Origin of the sequence: Hazenella coriacea, from assembly GCF_004341825.1 — a bacterium.
GTDB classification, from domain to species: Bacteria; Bacillota; Bacilli; order Thermoactinomycetales; family Thermoactinomycetaceae; genus Hazenella; species Hazenella coriacea.
In genome coordinates this window covers 491,634-513,334 of sequence record NZ_SMAG01000003.1, presented here as the reverse complement: position 1 = coordinate 513,334, position 21,701 = coordinate 491,634, and the positions used below count along the sequence as shown (strand labels likewise).

Here is a 21,701-nt window from a genome sequence, read left to right as displayed (position 1 = left end):
AGGTGGATGATGAGTAGATCAATCCTCATCTCCTCCAAAGAAGTCGTCAAATCCTCCCTCATCATCAAAGCCGCCACCAAACCCTCCATCGTCATCATCATCCATCATTTCGTTGATTAACATTCCACCAAGCATCCCAGCTGCGAATCCCCCAACAGCTCCAGCTGCTCCACTTGAGAAGCCACGGTGTTTGTGATGTGGATGATGACCATAATGGCGAGCTGAAGATGAACCAAAGTAACGCTGAGGACGTTGGGGATATGGATTTTGAGAATACGGGTTTTGGGGATATGGAGAAGATTGCTGACCAAAAGTAGGTTGTTGACCAAATGCAGACTGTTGAGCCAATAGTTCGTCTAATAGTTGTTTAAAGTAATTGGCTAAGTTAGGTACATTGGTTAACAATGAGTGGTCAAGGAATAGTTCTCTTTTTACCTCTCTTTTATGACCAAAGGAGTAAATATCTACCTCAAACAGCATGCGAATCCCATCTTCTTGAAGTGCGATAATGAATTCAATCTCTTCAATTTGACCTTGATATAATTGAGTAGGGAACAGTTCAAACTCTTGAGCATACCCATTAAATTTTCTGGAATCATGTTTTTCCCGAAAGCCTAACTGCTCAAGTGCATGGAGAACATTTTGCAGTTCAGGGGTAGGGAGGACGGAGATGTAATCTTTATCTGTATGATCTACGCCACCTGCAATATCGAGATGGGTTTTAAAATAAAAGGAAACATAATTTCCAGAAATCAGTAGATTGTTAGGTAAAACAAACTGGAATGGAAGTTCTTTTTGCTCATGAGGTTGAATGGTAAAAGATGAATGGAAGGGGACTTGAGCTACCGTTCGGGTATAATGACGCCCAGAAACTCGTACATCCATTTCTAAAGAAACACCAATTCGGTTAATCTGTTGTGCAACTGTACCACCATAAATGATGATTTTTCCTTCCACTTGATCTCCTAGGTAGAATTGATTTTGTTGGAGAACCAAGTCTACTTTAGCCCCACCTTGTCCAAAACTTGCCATTAACTTTTTAAACAAAACTTTATACCTCCTGTTTCTACTTTTCTATCCCACTGTGAAAGTGGGTCAGTTTTGTTGTGCTAGCAAACTCAGAGTTACTACATTGTTTACCACTCTATGAGTTTTTTTAATCCAATATATTTACTCATAGTGGTGTAAAGTCACTCATAATCTTATGATTTCAGCTAAGTTAAATCAAGGATATATATTCGTTTTGCAAAAGTTATCAATAAATAAACGATCATAGTAAGTTATTAGCTATCATGATCAAGGCCACTCTACATTTAATAGCTTTTGAAATGAAATCAGTTGTTTGTAGGTTCCATTGGATAAGTGGATGGTTTGAGTCAATAAATCTACATGATCGATAAAGCCACAAAATTGTTGTGGAGAGTACTGAGTGGCAAATGTGGCGAGGATGGGTTTTTCTGTTTCGAGTGCTTCTTGCAACAAATAGTTCATATACGTTTTTTGATCTTCATCCAGTTCGGGTGGATGATACTCAGTCACTTTGCGATGTTGCTCAAGGAGAGCTTGACGGTGTTCAGGTAAAAACATTCGGCTACTTTCCCATAAAATATTTTTCCGATCTAAGATATCACTCATTTGTAATGACCTCCAATCTTGCGAGAGCGTTCGACCGCTTGCCCAGCTGAAGTTAAGGATGAGGCACGTAAAATGGCGGTTGTACCAAAACGTTCTTTAATCTCATCCATTACATATCCTAATTTGACTTGTTTCTCTTGATGAGGGTTGAATAGATTGAGTTGTATGGTGTCATCTTGCTGAAGTTGACTTAGACTAATTCCCAAAGAACGAATGGGCTGCTCATCCCAAAACTTGCGGAAGAGTTGCCAAGCATATTTAAATATCACCATCGTTTGATTCGTCGGTTCGGGGAGTTTCATTTGACGATAAAATCCAGTGGGTCGATCAAAGTTAGCGCTTCGGCATCCAACATGAATGGTCTGACCCATCAGGTGATGATGGCGAGTACGTCTGCATACTTCTTCACATAACTCCAACAATACGACTTGAATCTCCTCTTCGGTTCGGTAATCACGTGGTAATGTCATGTGATGACCTACTGCCTTTTGTTGTTGGAATGTTTGCTTGGTAACAGGTGAAGAGTCTATACCATTAGCAGTCATCCATAACACATGACCGTTAATCCCCCAACGCTTTTTTAACCGTTCAAGTGGGAATTGAGCTAGTTCTCCAATGGTGCGAATTCCGATCCGTTGCAGATGGCGATTCATGCGACTGCCAACCCCAAATAGTTTGCCAATCGGCAATGGCCATAGGTATTCTTCCATATTTTCATGCGTCAACCAGAAGATTCCTGACTCATTTTTTTTGGCGAAATGGTCGCACGCCATTTTAGCTAGCACTTTATTAGGACCTATGCCAACACGGGCATAGACCTTGATCTGCTGTTGAATTTCCTTTTGGATTTTAACAGCGATTTCCTCTGGCTTTCCAAATAGTTGTTGACTTCCATGGACGGCGATAAATTGTTCATCAATGGAGTAAGGCTCTACTTGGTCACTAAACTGTTCTAAAATCTCTGTGATCCGTAAGGACATGTTCAAATAGAGTTTCATTCGTGGTCGCACAACAACTAACTGAGGGCAACTTTTTTGGGCTTCCCATAATGTTTCTGCATTTTTAATCCCATAAGATTTGGCGATGGGGCAGGCAGCCAGTACAACTCCGTGTCTCCGTTCAGGATCACCTGAAACAACGAGAGGACGCTCCTTTAATTCAGGGCGTAAAGCTTTTTCTACACTTGCATAAAAAGATTGCATATCCACCAGAAAAATGACAGGTTCCATCTAACCAACTCCATAACCGAACATATGATCTGTTGGATCTTATTATATGCAAATATACGTTCGCTTTATACCGAGAAATGTTTCCAACGGGAGTAAATCGAAGTATTTACGAGGATTAGTAGTTCGGTCTATGATGGATATGAGGACGATTCGATATGAACGGAGAGGATCAGGTAAATGAGTCAAACGATTTTTCATCATGGTCACATCGTCACCCTTGACCCCACTTGCCCACAAGCAGAAGCTGTTGTAGTGGAAAATGGAAAGATTATTGCCATGGGATCGAATAAGGAGATGGAAAACCTTTTTCATCAGGGTCATGTTCAACGGGTAGATTTGGAGGGAGGATATGTTTATCCAGGATTAGTGGATAGCCATATGCATCTCTCTGGACTGGGGCAGAAGTGTCAAATGTTAGATTTTACTCATTGCCGATCGAAAACGGATCTGCTAGAAAAAATGAAAGAACGAGCCAGTATGATCAACCCAGGAGAATGGATCATCGGAGTAGGATGGGATGAAAATCGAATGGGTGGTGAAGTCCCTTCATTGGCTGAGTTGGATGAAGCCTTTCCCTATCATCCCGTATTTTTAAGTCGAATTTGTTATCATGCTTATTTAGTCAATACCTGTGCATATCGGAAAGCTGGTGTGACCGAAGATCAATCAGATCCTGAGGATGGTTCATTCGGGAGAGATTTATCAGGCAAGTTAAATGGCTGGGTGTATGAAAATGCCTCATTTATTTTTAATCAAGCTCAACCAGAGCCGAGCTATCAGGATAAAAAAGAGACGATGCGGATCGCTATGAAGAAGGCACTTGCTTGTGGATTAACGGCTGTTCATAGTGATGACCTTCGTTATATAGCTAGTGTGGAAGAACTGATCCGAATTTGCCAAGAATTATATGAGGAAGGTATTTTTTTACGTACACATCACTTGGTTTACCACCCCTATCTTCTAGAAATAGATCGACTGTCTCCCCAAGAACGTCAAGGAAATGAATGGTTCCGTCTTGGTGCTTGCAAGATTTTTGCAGATGGAGCGATTGGAGGGAGAACCGCCTTACTGTCAGAGCCTTATGCGGACGATCCAAACAATCAAGGGATGGCAATCCACGAGCAAGTAGAACTTCTTCATCTCACTCAACAGGCAGCACAGCGAAATATGCCCATTGCTGTCCATGCGATTGGAGATGAAGCGGTTGACCGAGTGATTCAAGCGATGAAAGCTTATTCCATTCAAGGAAGCGGATTACGACATCGACTGATTCACGCCCAAGTCCTGCGAGCAGATTTAGTAAGGGAATTGGAAGAGATGGATGATGTGGCAGTCGATATTCAACCACGATTTGTCGCTAGTGATTTTCCATGGGTGTTAGAACGAGTAGGCGAAAAAAGATCGGCATTTGCCTATGCATGGAAAACGCTACATCAAGCAGGGATTGTATGTGCAGGAGGAAGTGATGCTCCGATTGAACCTGTGAACCCTTTGTTAGGCATCCATGCAGCAGTGACTCGAAGAAGGCTGGAAGACTCCGTAGATCATCCTGGTTATCTTCCAGAACAAAAATTAGCTGCCTTAGAAGCATTGATGCTATTCACTAAAGGAAGTGCCTATGCTGAGGGAGAAGAGCACCGACGTGGGACCATTTCAGTAGGAAAACAGGCAGATTTCAGCGTGTTTGATCGGGACTTGCTTACTGGAGACGTTGATGAACTCCTAAAAGCTCAAACACTCCAGACGATTATCAATGGAAAGATCGCCTTTCAAAAGTAACAGATGAGTTTCATCTCATCTGTTTTTTTCTGTTGAAAAGTGTTCTTTTTAGTCATAAATTCTCATACCATAGCCCAAGAGGTGGTCACATGGCTGTGGTCAGAACAAATCCAGAACAGACAAAGTTGTTAGCAAGACTGATGCGAGCGGAAGCTGAAGGAGATGGTCGACTAGGAATGCTCTTAGTCGGAAATGTTGGGGTTAATCGGGTGCGTAGTGAATGTTTGGATTTTAGAGATATTAGTAGTATTCAAAAAATGGTTTATCAGCAGCCAGGTGGATTTGAAGCGATTACAAAATCTTATTTTTATCAGCCCGCACGTAAGATGGATATCCGATTGGCAGAAAGAGTGATTCGCGGTGAGCGATTTGAACCAGGTCGTTATGGGTTGTGGTTTTTTAAGCCAGCAGGTGATTGCCCTCCTACTTGGTTTAATCAAGCGAATAGTGGAAGATATAAAAGTCATTGTTTTTATGTACCTACTCCCAATAATTGTCCGCAAGTATACCGTTAATGGAGGTAAAGAGTATGTATTGGTCGTATCCTTACGGAATGGTCTCACAAAATGGAGAGATTTCTCAAAAGAGGGATCGTCTCTACTCAGAAGATTTTTTACAAAATAATGTTGGAAAAAGAATTACTGCTTATATGAGTTACGATGCTAGTAATCAATGGAGGGATCGCATTTTTACAGGAACCTTGCGTGAGGTGGGGCGCGATTTTTTTGTACTAAAGGATCAAAAAACAGGTAAAGATGTCTTTTTGTTAAATATTAACTTGGACTATATTGTTTTTGAAGATCAGCCTGCTGTCTTGAAGGAATGACAAAGATCGGAAAAGGATCCAGATCAATGATATGATAAGCTGAGGGATTGGTTTGCGCTATAGATATTAAATCGCTCTGAAATGATTTAGTTGTGTATAACTACTTGGAAAGATTTTGTATGAGAATAGTCAAGCTGACTTCCCAACAGTTAAGAATCGATCTTTTCCGTAGTAAATATGATGTACCATTCCTTAGCAGAACCCTTCGATGGAGGAAGAGAGAGGCGACTCTTTTCATGGAGATGCTTCTAGCCTATTCCCTGAATCGAAGGGGGAGCGGCTCTTTATAAGGCACAAGTTCATAGAACGTAAGCTTTTGAGGAATGGATAATCGTGGAGATAACGACACAGTAAATGAGAGGTCTTTGATCAGGTTTTATAAAAATAATGATCATCAATGTTTTATTATTGCTACAATAAAAGGGGATATGATAAAGAAGGAAGATAGGTCGGATGTAACCGAATAGCATTTATGTGATGATATTCATCCTGTCGATGAAGACAGGATGAAGGTTTAGATCAGTACTAGTTACTCTAACACATAAGCTAAAGCATCAAGAGCTTGATCAGGGGTCTCAACCACGACTTGGGCGCGTTGGGCTAGCTCTTTTAAAGGATGATGTAAACTTTCGGGTCGAACCAAAATCAATGGTTTGTCTAGAGAGAGAGCGATTCCTGCATCTGTTGCTGTATTCCACTGTCGATATTTCTCTCCAAATAAGGCAATGACTACATCCGCTTTTTGCATCCAGACCCGAGTGCGTAAATTATTAAACTCCGATGCTGTATAGTCACGATAAATCGTATTTGGCTGTTTTCCTTTAATCGATTCACCAATATCATCGGAACGCTCGTGATTTTCTTGTGGTCCTAAAAAGTGAAGTGGTAATTGTCTCTCATCTGCTTTTTGTTTCAGTTGAGCTCGCCAGTCATCGTGAATTTGCCCTGCTAGGTAAACGAATAGTTTCATCTGCCAGACTCCTTAGATTCATATTTTTAAGATTGGCACATCTTTTGCCTCACTTTACATCATATGAGGCGTCAATGAGTTCATCATGTACCCCCTTTTATTGTAGCAAAAACGGTTTAAATGGAGTCAAAGAAAAAAGTTGAGGTGAAAGAATGGTAAGTAGTAAGATCGGTCAAATAGAAGGAGAGATTGAACAGCTTTCTACGATAGATGAATCAGAACAGAGGACGGTTCAACCTGAATTAGCTTTAGAGTCAGAGACATCTGATCAGAAAGAAAACCAGCCCAATATCTTGGATCCAAGCCAACCCATTTGGAAACCATTACTGATCTTTTTAATTCCTTTGATGTTAAGTAATGCTTTGCAGTCGTTGGGTGGAACGATTAGTGCAGTGATTATGGGAAGAGGGTTGGGAGAGGAAGCGCTGGCTGCTGCAAGTGCAGTGTTTCCAGTTACATTTTTTCTGATCTCGATTGTGATTGGGATTGGAAGTGCTAGTTCGATCTTGATTGGACAAGCGTATGGAGGTCAAGAAATGGATCGTTTAAAGCAAACCGTCCATACCTCTTTAAAGTTTTCCTTTTTGCTTGGTTTGATAATGGCTGCGATTGGATTTATCTATGCAAGAGAACTATTAGGATTGATGGGGACACCTAAAGGTATTATTGATTCATCGGTTCAATTTGCACAGATATTGTTCGCTTTTCTCCCGATCCAATTTATCTATATTAACTATACGACTTTTTTACGAGGGACAGGAGATTCTAAAACTCCATTTTATTTCCTCATTATTAGTACTGGGTTAAACATCATATTAACCCCTTTCCTCGCATTAGGATGGGCGGGCTTTCCTCAATGGGGACTTCGAGGGGTAGCGATTGCAGGTGTTTTATCTATTGTAGTCACATTAGTTTTTCTTTTTGTATATCTGAAAAGAAAAAACCATATCTTGATGATTGATCGGTCTTTTTTTACGAAGTTGACTTGGGATGGTCAAATCCTAAAATTACTATTGAAGATTGGTTTGCCTACAAGCGTGCAAATGATATTTGTCTCTTTATCCGCAGTAGCTGTTATCACCTTGATCAATGGATATGGTGAAAAGGCAACAGCCGCTTATGGTGCAGTCATGCAAGTTATTACTTATGTACAACTTCCAGCGATGAGTTTGGGAATGGCAGTGGGGATTTTTGGTTCTCAGTTGATTGGAGCACGTGCAGTCAATCGGCTAAAGAGTCTATTTACCAGTTCGGTTCTTTTAAATTATACCATTGGTCTTGTTTTAGTCTCGATTGTGTATCTATTTAGTAGTTCTATTTTATCGTGGTTTTTAGTGGAGCCTACGACTCTTGCGATGGCTAAAGAGATCTTGTATATCGTGCTATGGTCGTATATGATTTTTGGTCATGCGATCATCATTTCAGGACTTATGAGATCCAGTGGGACCGTTTTCTGGCCTACATTGATCGGAATTATTGCTATTTGGGGAGTTCAAGTCCCTTGTGCCTATCTATTATCTGGTTTGTATGGACTCAACGGGGTTTGGATGGCATACCCAATGGCATTTTTATTTAATGTGATTGTACAGTATCTCTATTATCGATTTTTCTGGCGTGGAAAACAGCATGAAAGCTTATTTGTTGCACCATCGTCAGACCAATAATTCATTTGCAAAGAAGTCATTTCACGCGAAATATCGACTCTCAACTTCGGGGATATCGACACTGTTGATTTCATATAAAAAGCTGCTGATTACCTTTATTTTCAAAAAGGTAATCAGCAGCTTTTTTTGATTCTCAAATGTGAGATTGTGAACGATTGGAGTAAATCGGGGATCTTCTGTCATAGGACAGGGGCAGAAGTCCATATGGTAAGACATCAGGGGGATTCAGCGATGAATGGTTCAATGGAAGAAGGAGGAGTTGGATATGGAAGATGTAATATCACCAGAATCATGCAAAGAGGTTGCCTTCCGATTAAAGGAAGCTCATCCTATGGATGTCATTCGTTGGGGTGTTGAAAACGTAGGGAGTTCAGCATTAACTTTGGCGTGCAGTTTTGGCTATGAAGATGTGGCTCTGGTTGATATGGTCTCAAAAATAGAGCCAGATTTAACGATTTTCTATTTAGATACAGACTTATTATTTCCAGAGACGTATCAAGTTCGGGATCGTTTAGTTGAACGGTATTCTTGCCAATTTAAACGGGTTTGTTCAGATGTTTCTATCACAGAACAAACCAAGCAGTATGGGGAAGCACTTTGGACTAAGAATCCCCACCAATGTTGTCGCATTCGTAAGGTAGAGCCTTTGAAAAAAGTGTTACAAGGCTATCAGGGATGGATCACAGGGATTCGTCGTGAGCAATCACTGACACGTGCTCACGCTGAAGTGGTTGAATGGGATGAAGGATTTGGCTTAGTCAAGCTCAATCCGTTGGCATATTGGACATCTACTCAAGTATGGAAATATATCCATGAACATCAAATCCCATATAACCCTTTACATGATCAAAATTTCCCTAGTATCGGATGTGAACCCTGTACTCAAGCTGTTCTCCCTGGTGAAGACCCTCGATCAGGACGATGGACAGGTACTGAAAAAACAGAATGTGGATTACATAATTCCCCAAGTGAATAAGGGAATAGAGATGGGGGAGAACAAACGGGCATGTTAGAAACGATTACGCCTCATGGAGGGCATTTAGTTAACCGTATGGTGGCAGAGATTAAACGCGATGAGTGGTTAAAGAAAGCTGATACTTATCCATCGATCACGATTCCTCATACAACTGTATCGGATTTGTTATGTATTGCTACAGGGGTCTTTTCTCCATTGACAGGTTTTTTAACAGAAAAGGATTATCAATCCGTTTGTGATGACATGCGTTTACAAGATGGAACAGTGTGGAGTCTTCCCATTACATTGTCAATCCCCGAAGAATCCATCACTGAAATTCGAAGAGCACCCTATGTTTCCTTGAGAGATTCTACTAGACGGATAGTGGCGATCGTTCAAGTGGAAAGTATTTACGAAGTAGATTTATTTAAAGAGGCGAAGCAGGTGTATGGAACTACAGATCCCCAACATCCTGGTGTAGCTAGACTTTTTAAACAATCCCCCGTTAATCTGGGAGGAGATATTTGGTTACTTCATCGTCCACATGAAGGAGAGTTTTCTCGACATCATTATGATCCAATCCAAACCAGAGAAAGATTTCAAAAAAACGGTTGGCAAACAGTCGTTGGTTTTCAGACACGAAATCCAGTTCATCGAGCCCATGAATATATACAGAAAGCAGCTTTAGAAACGGTAGATGGATTGTTTCTCCATCCACTTGTAGGAGAAACAAAGTCAGACGATATCCCTGCGAGTGTACGGATGAAAAGTTATGAAGTGATTTTACAGGAGTATTATCCACCACAAAGGGTATTGCTAGGCGTATTTCCAGCGGCGATGCGTTATGCAGGACCACGAGAAGCTATTTTTCATGCCTTATCTCGTAAAAACTATGGTTGTACTCATTTTATTGTGGGGCGTGACCATGCTGGAGTAGGATCATATTATGGAACCTATGAAGCACAAGAGATATTTAAGCAATTTCGGACTGAAGAACTCGGAATCATTCCACTCTTTTTTGAACATAGTTTCTTTTGTAGAAAGTGTGCTGGAATGACTTCTTACAAAACGTGCCCACACTCTCAAGATGATCATGTGATATTGTCAGGAACGAAAGTAAGAGAGATGCTCCAAGCAGGTGAAATTCCCCCTCCTGAATTTTCCCGAACGGAAGTGATTCAGGTGCTGATTAATGGAATCCGAAAAAAAACAACGATTCAATAGATTGATCAACAGTTAGGAGTCGATGTTTCGCATGAATTGGTTTTGTGTTATTCCTTAGTGGAACCCTCGAAAACCCTTGATGACTTTCTCTATGAGAGGCAGAGTCAATCAAGGGTTTTTCCGTTCATGATTTAAATGATCCAAGAAAATGAGTGATAATTGGTTTGATTTCTTCAATAGGAATGGCAAAGCCAATACATTGGGAAGGAAAGATGATCAAAGTGTTGACACCGATCACTTCCCCAAAGATGTTGACTAAGGGACCTCCACTATTGCCAGGATTGATGGCAGCGTCAGTTTGAATCACATTTTCATAAGTCCGCTTCCCAACATGAATCGGTCGATTTTTTCCACTGATGACACCTACAGTAAAGGTTTGATCCAGACCAAAGGGATTTCCTACAGCTAAGGCCCATTCGCCAATCTGTGTATTCATAGATGTTCCAAGAGGTAGAGGTCGGAGTGGACGCGGAACAGGAATCTTAAGGATGGCTAGATCTCGTTTTTCATCTTTCCAGACAAGAGTACCACGAAAAGGATTTTTGTACCCCTCCACTTGAACGAGAATGGAAGGTGATTGTTGGACGACATGTTCATTGGTCAAAATATATCCATGGGGATGGATGATAAATCCTGAGCCAAATTGCGTCTTTTTTTCTGATCTTTGTTGAGGGAGGTCCGAAAAGATCATGCCCCAAACTTGATCTTGAAAGGCTGGAACTTTTTTTTCTTCTGTGACGATGGACACAACACTATTTCTTACTTTACGAACGACGGAGACGAAGACATTGGCAGGATGATTTGCAGCTACTTTTGCCTCAGAACGCGATAAACGTATTTTCCGTTGGCGCATAGAACGCAGCCTCCTATTCCCAACCCTTAGCTAGTTAGATGGCTGTATATTGTATGTACCTCAGCGTTTGTAAGGCAAGGCGATGTCCTAAATGATCCAGATCATTGTAATGATTAAGGCGATAGTCTAGTTGGATCAAGTTCATAGGTGATGAAAATGAGGTATTTAAAGTTAAAGAGTAAATATTGCTTCACTGAGAGGGTCTTTTGAAAGTTAAATGTAAACCACAATATTATATAAGTTGACAAATGGCGTGACATTTTTTAAGCTATACATGTGTTTATTCTATTTAAGTATGATTCTAAGGAATTGTACGATCAGATTGATATGAATAAAAAGGGGAAATTTCAGACGATGAATTCTAGGTTTCAGGTTCGAGATTTAGTACTTATTCCTTTATTTACTGCTCTTCTAGCTGTTGTGAGTACATTTAGCATTCCGCTTGGACCGGTTCCAATCACTTTGCAAACATTGGTTGTTATGCTTACAGGCTCCGTACTAGGACCGAAAAGAGGATTTTTGAGTATGATTGTATACATTGCCCTTGCGGCTGTGGGAGCTCCCGTCTTAGCAGGAGGGAAATCAGGACTCGCTGCTTTATTGGGACCCACAGGTGGATATATTTTTAGTTGGCCGATCGCTGCTTTTATTATTGGGGTGATTGTATATTCTTTCTCTAAAAAAAGTGGACTTAAGTTGTGGCATATAATCATTGCTCACCTCATCGGTGGAACCATCCTTATTCACCTCTGTGGATTTACTTGGTTTGTAGTGACGACAGGGGCTCCATTAGTAAAAGAAACATTTATGTCTGTACTCGTGATTTTCTTGCCTGGCGACGTGATCAAAGTAGTGTTTGGAGCGATTGTTGTTTTAGCTTTACATAAGGCGATTCCTAATTTGATCCCGAAGAAAGCAACCGCTAACAAGAGTGCATAACGGGGAAAACGAGTGAGTGAATAGTTTGGATGAATGGTAGGATTGATGAAGGTAACACCAAAAGCTGATGGTAATGAGAAACCATCAGCTTTTTTTATAGGGAGACCACTCAGACTAAACAGAAGTTAGTAAGGTGAAATCTGCACATTGTTGAATTTGATAGATCAATCGTTGATTAAGAGGAAGCAGGAGATCTGTATCTTCCAGAGTGTGCAGACCTTGTCGGTTTATGATTTGAAGCTTCTGAGCTGATATTTTGTAAATTTGCGAATAAAAATTGGGCGCAACCCATGGATCGCCATGAGATGAGCAGGGGATCATTGAGTGAGGTTGTATAGGAATCAGTCCGATTACATCAGATAGGAAAATATGGTATGAAGTATGCGGTTTTTGAAACACTAACTCTTTGGTGGTTAATGTATATCGTAAGTTTCCTCTTCGTTGGGAAATAAGTAACTCACCAGCAAAGTTTTTAAAGGGTATAAAAAAAGACATGTGTTTTACACCTCTTTTTGAATGATGTCCATCTATTGTACCATGTTCACAAAGGGACTTCTCTAGAAAGGGGTGTTTTTGATGAATCGGGTCAAAAATGTACGCGATTTATTAAAAAGATTTGGTATTGTGGTTTATACAGGCGATCCAGTCGGAGATCTAGAATTTATGTTGGATGAAATCAAAGATTTAAAAGATACAGGACTGATTGAGAATGAAGAGTATCTAAAAGCGATTACTATTTTAAAAAAATCTCTAAGTAGATAAATAGAAAACTTAAAAGAAAAAAGCTTTTACTTTGTGGATTTCTCCGTAAAGTAAAAGCTTTTTTTCTATTCATTTTTCTTTTTAGGCTTGATTTTTAAGATTAGGGTTCTATATCTGATCATTATTCTCTTACATCTAAGACTCGGAAGCCTTTTTCTTCTAAAGCTTGTCTGATTTGTTGTGTATAAGGAGAATGGTTCACCTTTAAAATAATACGACGTGCTGCTCGTTCTCCAGCATCAAAGGTTACCAGATTGATAATATTGATATCAAATGGTTTTATACATTCAATGACTTGTGACAGGATGTGAGGTGAATCTAAAAGTACACCCAATAAGAAACGAACGCCTGGAACTTCAAGCCCATAAGTGTCTTCGAGAATAGCTTCAATATGACTGATCTTAACAATCCCTGCAAATGTACTTCCATCTTCATCCACAATCGGTACAAATGGATAACGGACCGTAACAGGTAATGTTTGCTCAAAAGTGGCATTGATTGAAAGCGGTTTCATCGGATGCACACTGATTGAAATAGGGAGATGATCTAGCTCGGATTTTTCTTTGCCTTCTGTGATTAAAGCCTTAAAGATGTAGCTATAACCAGTAATTCCAACAAAACCGCCTTTTTCGTCAACTACAGGGATCGAATCAAGTTGATACTGTTCAAGAAGATTTAAGCAACTTTGTAAACTCATATCAGGAGTAACGGTTTTAATCTGTTGGGCAGGGGTTAAACAATTTTTGATAAACATTAGGCTACATCTCCTTTTGGGAAAAATCTCTCCCTTTTAGTATACAAAAAAAGTTGGGCAAAGTAAGAGCTTAATTTGCAATGAATAGTGAATAACTATATCACGAATATAATACATTTCAGTTCACATTATAATGGGTTGAATGATTCACTACGAATCAGATCAGAAGTATATGAAATGAACAATGATTCGTAGTGAAATGATGTAGACAGGAGTTAGTTCGTTGAAGGATTGTGAGTAGCATGTACTCGTTGATAGATCCAGGTATAGGTGACTCGCCAAATTAAAAATAAAGGTAAAAGGGCTAAGAGAGTAACTACATAAAAGAGCCAATGAAAAGGATGCTGAGTTAAAATAGAACGGAACCAAATACTAAGGGTGATACTTATAAAAACGGTACCACTTGTCCGAAAAAACATTTGTCTTTTACTCTCAAGGGATGTGGTAGAGTAGATCCCCAATGTGGGGGCAACCAATAGCCAAGTAATGGCGAAGGGAAACGTGGTCCAAAGGACAATACCCATGTCTACAGGCATCTCATGGGTGACACGTCCCAACCATGAAAATATAAGCAAAATGAGCAAGTCGCCTAGTAGAAGCCATTTCGTGTGAGTGCTGTTGAATAATCTCATTCATCTGTTCCTCCTTATGTATAGGTTCATGACCCGTCATTAATAACTTGGCTTAATCAAAACGATTTGGAGTGATTGGAGATGTTTTTTCTATCCAATCAACATCTGACTGAAATAATTCATACATAGTAAAAAATCATGTTGAATGAGTCCTGCTTTAAGGGTAAATCAATAGTAGTTAAATCATGTTCCAAAATGGTACAATTATGAAACACTTGCGACATCAACCATTTATTGGCATGATTATAAAGAAGAGATCAACGAAAGAAAAGGGTTGATGGAGTGGATCTTGTAAAGGACCAGCATATTGATCATTTACTAAAGCAGATTCAGATTCATGTGAATAAAGATAACCAAATCGTGATAGTCAATGAAATTCCGTCTGAATTCCATTTGATTGGTTTGGGAACAGATGCGATTGTCGTATGGCATCCCAGTGAACCAAAAGTTGTTTTCAAAGTATTTGCTCCAGATCGGCAAAACAAAAAGGTAGTAGAAGCAACTGTATATGAACAACTAGGCTCTCATCCCAACTTTTGTCGTTATTTTGGTCAAGGAGAGCATTATCTAATTTTAAGCTATGAGCAGGGACCTACTCTATATCAGTGTCTAGAAGAAGGGATTGAGATCCCAGAGCAAGTCGTTCAAGATGTTGAGGAAGCCCGTAAGTTTGCTCGTATGAAAGGTTTAAATCCCCGGGATATTCACTTGAAAAATGTAATTTACCAAGATGGGCATGCAAAAGTTGTAGATGTTTCTGAATACCTAAAAGAAGGAAATGATCTTCGTTGGGATCACTTGGTTGAGGGATATCGTCACTATTATCCTCTGATTCGGGGGAGAAAGATTCCTACATGGATGATTGAATTTGCTAAAAAAAGATATATGGCACGTGCCTCTGAAGAATTCTCCATCAAAGATTTTTTCTTAAGTTTAAACAACTATATAACAGAAAAGCTTTATAATCAGGAAAAAGAAACAAGATCTAAAAGGTGAGCCATAGAATTATATTGATTTGAGTGCTGTGGATAATTTTAATATAATAAACTTATCTAAAGTAAGGTACATACACAAATTCTTAGAGGAGGGTATCTATATGTTCATAAATCCAAACGATGAACAACGAAAGCAGTTACTACAAGAAGCCAAAAATATCGCAGTTGTAGGAATGTCAAACAAGCCAGAGAGAACCAGTTATCTAATCGCAGAAGCTTTGCAACAAGCTGGTTATCGAATCTTTCCTGTAAATCCAAATCTAACAGAACCTGTGCTAGGAGAAAAGCCTTATGCTTCATTGACTGAGATTCCAGAAAAAGTTGATATCGTTAATGTGTTTCGTAGAAGCGAAACTGTACTACCTGTAGTTGAAGAGTCTCTTCAAATTGGAGCGAAGGCAATTTGGATGCAATTGGGAGTCATCAATGAAGAAGCTTCGGAGTTAGCCAAAGAAAAAGGAGTTACAGTTATCATGGATCGTTGTATAAAAGTAGACCATGCGATCCTATTGGGTAAAGTTGATAAATAGGGTGAATCATATAAACATATGATTCGAGCGTTGCATATGATTGAACAAAAGATCCATGCAACGAGGTGATCACAGTGCAAACCATGAAGTTGTCAGAGTTGGTTTTAAATATGACACCTGAACTTTATGAATTATTGACAGAAGTAGAACTTAATTCCGATATTATTATACAAGGTGAATTAGCTTTATTAAGTAAAGAAGATATAAATATGATTATTGTAGAAGCGATGGTTTTTCACTCACAATCGCCTCTACAATAGAGATGAAGCCCAGCTACAGTTAAGTAGTTGGGCTTTTATCACTTTAAACAGTTATATTTTCTTCATATGAGAGCATAATGTTTTTGGCTTCTTCGGGAAGTGGTTGGCTTTTTCCTGTCTGGGGGTCGATATAGACGACAGCTCCTTTCCCGATTGCCGCAATACTTTTTTCTGCTGGAATGGTGACCGCATATTGGAAATCAAAGCTGCTGTTCCCAATTCGACTTACACGAGCGCCAATTTGAATCTCTTGTTCATAGTAAGCGGGGCGAAGATAATGACATTCAATGCTTGCTGCTACGATTGTACCTTTCTTTCCTGGTTCAGGTTCAGCTAGGAGTTGATATAGTCCCAGATCTTTTAAATACTGAACTCGTCCAAATTCAAAGTATGTAATGTAACTAACATTATTAATATGACCAATCAAATCCGTATCAGAAAAACGAACTTGAATGGGTGTGAAATAACGGAAATCCTTAAACCATTGAGCTAGATCTTTAGGCGGCCATGTTTGTGACATGATGTCTCCCTCCAATGAGCTATATTAAGAACTGCCAATGTTTTAATTAGAGAAATTAATAGAAAAACCTTCTTGAATAAAATAATTTAATAAGTCAGAATAGAATTATTGTGGTTCCAGGATCAAGTTAGATCATGGATTCATCTTTTTAGTCATTGACATGATCATTGCTTTCTTTTGTTATTAAGCGAGATATATGTTAAAAAAGTGGTAAGTGATCAAGGAATTAGAGATGCTAATTGATAAATGTGTTATACTAATGAAAATGATTTGTGAAAGGGACATTATGATGTCCAAGGGGGTTAATCGAGATATGCCAGCTGAACAGACAAAGCAGCTCTGCGTATTGACGAGGGAAAAATTAAGAAATGCGAAAGAACAACTTGAAAATTTCCTTAATTATAATAGTGTACACGAACTGATGGAAGAAAACTCTTCAGACCCAGATACAGAAAAATATATATGTGAATTTTTAAGTGATCTTCGTCATTTAGTAGTGGTTTGTGAGCTTGGTTATGAAAAGATTAGTCTAGTTCTACGAAGAGCTACATTTAGTGAAGATTTCGCCAATAAAGTATTAGGTGAGATTGTACACAGTTGTGTGTATGGCTTTTACTATCCACGAAATGAAGTGTATGAGGAAGATGGAAGGTATTCCTATACGGCTCAAGATGCAATCCGATTTAGGGAGGCAACTCCATCATCTCTGCAACAATTAGTTTTCTCGCTATCTAAAATTTTCGAGTATTTACGAGATGAACTCGAATATTATGAGACTGATTACTTTACTCATATACGTCTGCAAACCGTGCAACAAAAATAATTTTTCTGTAAACCCTTTGCTTATGGCGGAGGGTTGTTTCGACTTAACGTGACAAAGTTTGTCGAATCAGTTACACTAATATTACAAGATACTGAACGAACAGATCTAGCCATAGAGACAAATAGTCGGTAGGATGCAAAGGGGGAAATGGTGATGGCAGGATCGATGATAGAGACACATACTATTGTACAGGTTGAAGGGAAACGAGTGCCTACTAAGAGTTATCGTCGCAGTCGTGCTAAACTCGAGCGATTAATTAAAAAAAACCCGCAAATTGAACATTATCTAGTTCTCGCTCATATTGAGGCAACTAGGCAACATTGGGATCGTGCACAAATGGCAATTGAGGCTGCATTAAAGTTAGATCCCATGCACGAAGAAGCACAATTGCTTATGGCACAAATCTTAGAAGGACAAAATGATCTTCAAGCAGCACATTCACTGTATCAATCTATTTTGAAAAACCATCCTCATTTTAGTAAAGCATACCGGGAGTATGGCCGCTATATGATGGTACATACAGACTGTCTATCTATGGCACAAAACTTTTTGTTACATAGTTTGGAGCTTAATCCTAAGGATGCCTTAGCTCATACATTCTTAGCTGAAGTTTATCATATGAAGGGACGGACTGCTCAAGCGCTTTTACATATTAAAATTGCAGGGCGTTATCATGAAGGACAGGCCGTTCAATATCATCTACAAACAGCAAAGCTTTTTGTGGAGCTAGGTCAGTATGATGAGGCTGCTAAACAACTAAAAAGTGCCTTGCGTTTAGATCCAGGGAATAAATGGATTCGTTCGCAATTCCGCCAAGTATTAAAAGCCACAAATGTATCGCGTTTTTCATTGTGGAGACGCTGGGGTTTTTAGATATAATGAAAAAGTTTGAAAATGAATCTCGACAAAATATCGACAAAATTCGGGGAGCGTGTTAAAATGATTTTTGTAAGTAAGGTTGACCTTCTTGCTTACGCTACCACGCTTCTTTTTAACTCCTTAATCTTGACCCTCTTTCATGCGACCAGGAATGTTACCTGGTCTTTTTTATTTATTCCTTTTCCAAAACACAATGGAAAGCGAGTGTCTCAAATTGAGTTCTTCTATTTATCATCCTCTTTACATCCAATTTTTTACCCACTACCATCGCGAGGAATACTGGGAAGCTCACGAAGTATTAGAAGAATTGTGGCAAACCCAGCGACATAATCGTTTTTATCACGGATTGATCCAAATTGCTGCGATCATGCATCAGTTGAAAAAAGGAAAAGTACGAGGGGCACGTAAGCTTGCCACAACTGCACAAGGCTATTTAGAGTCTTATGCACCTTATACAGAAGGAGTAGAGGTGAGTCAAGTTCTGGAGTGGCTACATCATTGCTTAGAGGTTTTACCTCAATCAATAGAAAAAATGTCTTGGAGCGAGATTGAACAGCTTGGGATTCAAACTTGCCCACTTCCGGACATCTCACATTCTTCATCCGAATCAACCTCTGATTGATTCGGTTTTTTGTGTCTACCTTAGAAAATTCTACAGATGTGAATGGATTGACTCAAATTCTTGAGTCTTTTTTTCTGATAAATAAACATAAATAACTATAGATGAGACTACATAATAACTATAAAGCGAGTAGTGTTGATGGATCAGAAGCCTATTTTTCTTGATGAGAAAAGGGTATTGTGGGAATCTAAATTTTGCTAACAAGTGTTTTGAAAGGGCTTCTAAGGAGGAGGAATATGTTATATGAAAGGAAGAAGATGGACAGAAGAGGAAGATCAGTTGTTAAGAGAAGAGGTTTTACAGTCGATCCGCGATGGTGGAACCCAGCTTCATGCTTTTGAAAAAGTGGGGAAACAATTAGGTCGTACATTAGGGGCCTGTGGGTTTCGCTGGAATGCAGTATTAAGACAACAAGATCCACATTCATATAAGGAAGCAAAAAGAAAAAGAGTACATCAGCAAATTCAAAAAAGTCGAGGGACTTCGGTTGAATCATTTGCACAGATTATGACATTGCTTAAACAAACAGAGCGAAATTATCATGATTTACGTGAAGATGTGGATCGATTGACCCATACATTATCAGATCGTACAAAGCGATATGAGCAACTACAATTGGAAAACAGCCAGTTAAAGAAAGAGAAGGACTCCTATTATTTATATGAAAAGGAGATCAAGGACCGTTATTTTGAGTTAGTTCAATTACTGAAATATATGAAAGAAAACGAAGATATTCAAGTCAATGAAATAAATAGAAAGATGCATAGCACCGGGATACCTGTGGAAGCAGAGTCAGACTCTTCTTCATAAACTACCTAGTATGAGCAGATTGAAGAGAGAGGTGCTTCACTTGGCTGGTAATTCCCCTCAGACAAAGGATTCCTTACTTAAAGTACGTGTCCAACGTTTAGAGTCCCAGGTTGCAAGCCTCAGTAAGCAAATTCAGTCTTTAACTGTAGAGAATCAAAAGTTGCGTAAGGACAGTCGCTTTTTTGAACTTATGTTATTAGAGCAGTACCAAATTTTAATACAATTAATGGGGAGAAATCCAAGTCGACTTCGTGTTCATTCAGTTATTCGGAAGTAGAGCGCTCGAGATCACATATCATAAGGAATATATCTCTTTAAAAACATTTCCTTTATGAATTACTCTTCAAGAAGTCCTTCTCATCTCTAGAAAAGAGTGAGGAGGATTTTTTGTTTGTCAATAAAAAAAGAAATGCCCTGTATGAGGACATTTCTTTTTTGCTGCTGTCTTACCAGATTCCGCCACAAACAAAGAAGAAAATTGTTGCGATGACAAGTAAGAAGAGAAGGAGTTGTCTCCATCCATATCCGCATCGAGAGTATCCGTAGTATCTACCCATGGAAAGCCCTCCTTTTTAATCAGTTTTCAAGGGTACTAGCAGCCGTACCCATAACCACCATAAAAGCCAGTTCCACAAGTAAAGAAGAAGATCACTGCAATGACGAGCAAGAAGAGCAGGAGATGTCTCCATCCATATCCGCATCCATATCCGTAACCGCTCATGAAAAGCCCTCCTTAATAATCAGTTTTTAGGCTTCTAATAACCATAACCAAATCCGAAATTACCGCAAACGAAGAAGAAGATGACTGGAATGACTAGTAAGAAAAGTAGTAAATGTCTCCATCCAAATCCTCCGCCATATCGACCGTAGCCCATATTTCTCCTCCTTCCACATGACTCTATGGGTTTGCTATTACATATCCTATTACATCTAATTAACTAGATCTGAGTCCACCGTAGATGGAAGAAGGTGAAAAACTCCATTCATTGATTTATGAACATCACCTCCTTTCCATTATCAGTGGGTGGAGCTCAGATTATGATGATCTAGCAACCATATCCACCTAAACCGAATCCACCACAAACGAAGAAGAAGATAATCGCGATGACGAGTAAGAAGAGTAATAATTGTCTCCAACCAAACCCGCATCCAATTCCGTATCCGTATCCACTCATGAATTCACCTCCTCTCAAAAGTAATGAACAAGATGGGTGCTATATCTTAAGTACTAAGGAGCGTAAGGGATATTTCTAAGCTTAAATGCACCCTTCTTTGCAGGATGAAAGATATTTGATCTAAAGAGATCTCTAGATGGGTGTGGTAGAATTTCCTATGATGAAGATCAAGGATTTGTAAAAGTGTGTTTGGTCTCTTTCATCTTTAGCTGTTTTACTTTATGCCTCTGGTCCTCTGATTGTACAGGCGAATACCTTACTCTTGAAAAATAGTTATTTGCCCTGAATGCTTGCGCTTTAATGTAGTAAGAGGCATCACACTACCATCCTTGGATACCATCGAATAACTGGATTCAAGGTATATCCTTTATCTAGATATTCATAAACTTTGTATGGTGTTTCTGCATCTATGAAAAATCAGCTTTTGTCATGAGTTTCCTAAATGAAGTTGTTTTGGGCGGATGGGTGGGCGTTTATCCCTATCACCCCTTTTCTTTTCACATAAATTGTAGGTGAATCACCAAAAAGGGGGATCTGTATATGGCAGGAAACGAACCATCTATAAAAGATTTGGCTCAGATGATTAACAGCGTGATGGGACAGAGAGTACTTTCTGAACAACAATTAGAACGGATTATTGAAGGGGCTAAAAAAGCCAAGGATCGTGGTGGAATGAATGCTGTTCTAGAATATTTGATGAAGGTGACCCAAGCAGATGTTGATATGGGGGAGCTAAGACAATTTGCTAATCAGATTGAAAAAAACCCAAACCAAGGAATGGATATCTTAAAGGGGAAGAAAAAATTAAATCCCAAGCGAAATTAGTTGACTCAGAGGCTGACCTGTAACGAGGGTCAGCTTTTTT

General features: G+C 39.3%; 28 protein-coding genes. 17 read left to right on the top strand and 11 right to left on the bottom strand.

Annotated elements, in window-relative coordinates; all coding sequences use genetic code 11:
• Window positions 1–18: 18 nt before the first annotated feature.
• From EDD58_RS08685 to EDD58_RS08675, 3 genes are all read right to left on the bottom strand, one after another.
• Complete coding sequence (locus EDD58_RS08685; protein ID WP_131924457.1) at window positions 19–1,047, bottom strand: sporulation protein; 1,029 nt, start codon at window positions 1,045–1,047, stop codon at window positions 19–21.
• Window positions 1,048–1,296: 249 nt separating this feature from the next.
• On the bottom strand, window positions 1,297–1,635 hold the full coding sequence (locus EDD58_RS08680; RefSeq protein ID WP_131924456.1) for a YolD-like family protein: 339 nt from the start codon (window positions 1,633–1,635) through the stop codon (window positions 1,297–1,299).
• Window positions 1,632–2,864 (bottom strand): DNA polymerase IV, encoded by a 1,233-nt coding sequence (locus EDD58_RS08675; RefSeq protein WP_131924455.1) that lies wholly within the window; start codon window positions 2,862–2,864, stop codon window positions 1,632–1,634. Before EDD58_RS08675 ends, EDD58_RS08680 begins: the two co-directional genes overlap by 4 nt.
• Window positions 2,865–3,041: 177 nt before the next feature.
• On the opposite strand from EDD58_RS08675, the gene EDD58_RS08670 reads away from it, so the two are divergent.
• The 3 genes from EDD58_RS08670 to EDD58_RS08660 all read left to right on the top strand — a co-directional run bounded on the left by EDD58_RS08670 (window position 3,042) and on the right by EDD58_RS08660 (window position 5,469).
• The gene (locus EDD58_RS08670) at window positions 3,042–4,643 is read left to right on the top strand and encodes an amidohydrolase (protein WP_131924454.1); all 1,602 of its coding nucleotides are present in this window, start codon (window positions 3,042–3,044) and stop codon (window positions 4,641–4,643) included.
• Between the two features lie 89 nt (window positions 4,644–4,732).
• Window positions 4,733–5,158 (top strand): cell wall hydrolase, encoded by a 426-nt coding sequence (locus EDD58_RS08665; protein ID WP_131924453.1) that lies wholly within the window; start codon window positions 4,733–4,735, stop codon window positions 5,156–5,158.
• A 14-nt stretch (window positions 5,159–5,172) separates the two neighbouring features.
• Complete coding sequence (locus tag EDD58_RS08660; RefSeq protein WP_165875896.1) at window positions 5,173–5,469, top strand: spore coat protein GerQ; 297 nt, start codon at window positions 5,173–5,175, stop codon at window positions 5,467–5,469.
• Window positions 5,470–5,998: 529 nt separating this feature from the next.
• Here the strand turns inward: EDD58_RS08660 and EDD58_RS08655 are convergent.
• Window positions 5,999–6,439 carry a YtoQ family protein gene (locus tag EDD58_RS08655; RefSeq protein ID WP_131924451.1) on the bottom strand — a complete coding sequence of 147 codons (441 nt, stop codon included), beginning with the start codon at window positions 6,437–6,439 and terminating at the stop codon, window positions 5,999–6,001.
• Between the two features lie 152 nt (window positions 6,440–6,591).
• On the opposite strand from EDD58_RS08655, the gene EDD58_RS08650 reads away from it, so the two are divergent.
• From EDD58_RS08650 to sat, 3 genes are all read left to right on the top strand, one after another.
• The gene (locus tag EDD58_RS08650) at window positions 6,592–8,103 is read left to right on the top strand and encodes an MATE family efflux transporter (RefSeq protein ID WP_131924450.1); all 1,512 of its coding nucleotides are present in this window, start codon (window positions 6,592–6,594) and stop codon (window positions 8,101–8,103) included.
• Between the two features lie 265 nt (window positions 8,104–8,368).
• Window positions 8,369–9,079 (top strand): phosphoadenylyl-sulfate reductase, encoded by a 711-nt coding sequence (locus tag EDD58_RS08645; RefSeq protein ID WP_131924449.1) that lies wholly within the window; start codon window positions 8,369–8,371, stop codon window positions 9,077–9,079.
• Between the two features lie 30 nt (window positions 9,080–9,109).
• Window positions 9,110–10,282, top strand: a complete 1,173-nt coding sequence (gene sat, locus EDD58_RS08640; RefSeq protein WP_131924448.1) for a sulfate adenylyltransferase — start codon at window positions 9,110–9,112, stop codon at window positions 10,280–10,282.
• Window positions 10,283–10,406: 124 nt separating this feature from the next.
• Here sat and EDD58_RS08635 read toward each other — a convergent pair whose 3' ends face one another.
• Complete coding sequence (locus tag EDD58_RS08635; RefSeq protein WP_131924447.1) at window positions 10,407–11,135, bottom strand: trypsin-like peptidase domain-containing protein; 729 nt, start codon at window positions 11,133–11,135, stop codon at window positions 10,407–10,409.
• A gap of 354 nt (window positions 11,136–11,489) precedes the next feature.
• Here EDD58_RS08635 and EDD58_RS08630 point away from each other — a divergent pair, with 354 nt between their 5' ends.
• Window positions 11,490–12,074, top strand: a complete 585-nt coding sequence (locus EDD58_RS08630; protein WP_165875895.1) for a biotin transporter BioY — start codon at window positions 11,490–11,492, stop codon at window positions 12,072–12,074.
• Between the two features lie 114 nt (window positions 12,075–12,188).
• On the opposite strand, the gene EDD58_RS08625 is transcribed toward EDD58_RS08630, so the two are convergent.
• Window positions 12,189–12,569, bottom strand: coding sequence for a hypothetical protein (locus tag EDD58_RS08625; protein ID WP_131924445.1), 381 nt, complete (start codon window positions 12,567–12,569; stop codon window positions 12,189–12,191).
• 81 nt (window positions 12,570–12,650) lie between these two features.
• Here EDD58_RS08625 and EDD58_RS08620 point away from each other — a divergent pair, with 81 nt between their 5' ends.
• Window positions 12,651–12,836, top strand: a complete 186-nt coding sequence (locus tag EDD58_RS08620) for a YqgQ family protein (protein ID WP_131924444.1) — start codon at window positions 12,651–12,653, stop codon at window positions 12,834–12,836.
• Window positions 12,837–12,957: 121 nt separating this feature from the next.
• On the opposite strand, the gene EDD58_RS08615 is transcribed toward EDD58_RS08620, so the two are convergent.
• Together EDD58_RS08615 and EDD58_RS08610 are read right to left on the bottom strand one after the other, a co-directional pair.
• Window positions 12,958–13,590, bottom strand: coding sequence for a CBS domain-containing protein (locus tag EDD58_RS08615; RefSeq protein WP_131924443.1), 633 nt, complete (start codon window positions 13,588–13,590; stop codon window positions 12,958–12,960).
• Window positions 13,591–13,805: 215 nt separating this feature from the next.
• Complete coding sequence (locus EDD58_RS08610; protein ID WP_131924442.1) at window positions 13,806–14,222, bottom strand: DUF3054 domain-containing protein; 417 nt, start codon at window positions 14,220–14,222, stop codon at window positions 13,806–13,808.
• 282 nt (window positions 14,223–14,504) lie between these two features.
• Between EDD58_RS08610 and EDD58_RS08605 the strand changes: the two genes are divergently transcribed.
• The 3 genes from EDD58_RS08605 (at window position 14,505) to EDD58_RS08595 (ending at window position 16,007) form a co-directional block, all read left to right on the top strand.
• Window positions 14,505–15,218: a serine/threonine-protein kinase gene (locus tag EDD58_RS08605; protein WP_131924441.1), complete on the top strand. Its 714-nt coding sequence runs from the start codon at window positions 14,505–14,507 to the stop codon at window positions 15,216–15,218.
• A 100-nt stretch (window positions 15,219–15,318) separates the two neighbouring features.
• Window positions 15,319–15,747, top strand: a complete 429-nt coding sequence (locus tag EDD58_RS08600) for a CoA-binding protein (RefSeq protein WP_131924440.1) — start codon at window positions 15,319–15,321, stop codon at window positions 15,745–15,747.
• Between the two features lie 74 nt (window positions 15,748–15,821).
• Window positions 15,822–16,007: a hypothetical protein gene (locus EDD58_RS08595; protein WP_131924439.1), complete on the top strand. Its 186-nt coding sequence runs from the start codon at window positions 15,822–15,824 to the stop codon at window positions 16,005–16,007.
• Between the two features lie 43 nt (window positions 16,008–16,050).
• Here the strand turns inward: EDD58_RS08595 and EDD58_RS08590 are convergent, their stop codons facing one another.
• Entirely contained in the window at window positions 16,051–16,527 is a 477-nt protein-coding gene (locus EDD58_RS08590) for an acyl-CoA thioesterase (protein WP_131924438.1), read from the bottom strand.
• A 313-nt stretch (window positions 16,528–16,840) separates the two neighbouring features.
• Between EDD58_RS08590 and EDD58_RS08585 the strand changes: the two genes are divergently transcribed.
• The 5 genes from EDD58_RS08585 (at window position 16,841) to EDD58_RS08565 (ending at window position 19,938) form a co-directional block, all read left to right on the top strand.
• The gene (locus EDD58_RS08585; RefSeq protein WP_131924437.1) at window positions 16,841–17,350 is read left to right on the top strand and encodes a DUF3907 family protein; all 510 of its coding nucleotides are present in this window, start codon (window positions 16,841–16,843) and stop codon (window positions 17,348–17,350) included.
• A 153-nt stretch (window positions 17,351–17,503) separates the two neighbouring features.
• Window positions 17,504–18,223 carry a tetratricopeptide repeat protein gene (locus EDD58_RS08580; protein WP_165875894.1) on the top strand — a complete coding sequence of 240 codons (720 nt, stop codon included), beginning with the start codon at window positions 17,504–17,506 and terminating at the stop codon, window positions 18,221–18,223.
• A gap of 220 nt (window positions 18,224–18,443) precedes the next feature.
• Window positions 18,444–18,851 carry a DUF309 domain-containing protein gene (locus EDD58_RS08575; protein WP_165875893.1) on the top strand — a complete coding sequence of 136 codons (408 nt, stop codon included), beginning with the start codon at window positions 18,444–18,446 and terminating at the stop codon, window positions 18,849–18,851.
• Window positions 18,852–19,094: 243 nt separating this feature from the next.
• Complete coding sequence (locus EDD58_RS08570) at window positions 19,095–19,661, top strand: hypothetical protein (protein ID WP_131924434.1); 567 nt, start codon at window positions 19,095–19,097, stop codon at window positions 19,659–19,661.
• Window positions 19,662–19,671: 10 nt separating this feature from the next.
• Window positions 19,672–19,938 (top strand): hypothetical protein, encoded by a 267-nt coding sequence (locus EDD58_RS08565; RefSeq protein WP_165875892.1) that lies wholly within the window; start codon window positions 19,672–19,674, stop codon window positions 19,936–19,938.
• Window positions 19,939–20,253: 315 nt separating this feature from the next.
• Here the strand turns inward: EDD58_RS08565 and EDD58_RS15265 are convergent, their stop codons facing one another.
• Together EDD58_RS15265 and EDD58_RS15025 are read right to left on the bottom strand one after the other, a co-directional pair.
• A complete protein-coding gene (locus EDD58_RS15265; protein ID WP_279389103.1) occupies window positions 20,254–20,382 on the bottom strand; it encodes a hypothetical protein in 129 nt (42 codons plus the stop codon).
• A 325-nt stretch (window positions 20,383–20,707) separates the two neighbouring features.
• Complete coding sequence (locus EDD58_RS15025) at window positions 20,708–20,836, bottom strand: sporulation protein YjcZ (protein WP_131924432.1); 129 nt, start codon at window positions 20,834–20,836, stop codon at window positions 20,708–20,710.
• A gap of 540 nt (window positions 20,837–21,376) precedes the next feature.
• On the opposite strand from EDD58_RS15025, the gene EDD58_RS08555 reads away from it, so the two are divergent.
• On the top strand, window positions 21,377–21,661 hold the full coding sequence (locus EDD58_RS08555) for a hypothetical protein (RefSeq protein WP_131924431.1): 285 nt from the start codon (window positions 21,377–21,379) through the stop codon (window positions 21,659–21,661).
• Window positions 21,662–21,701 lie beyond the last annotated feature (40 nt).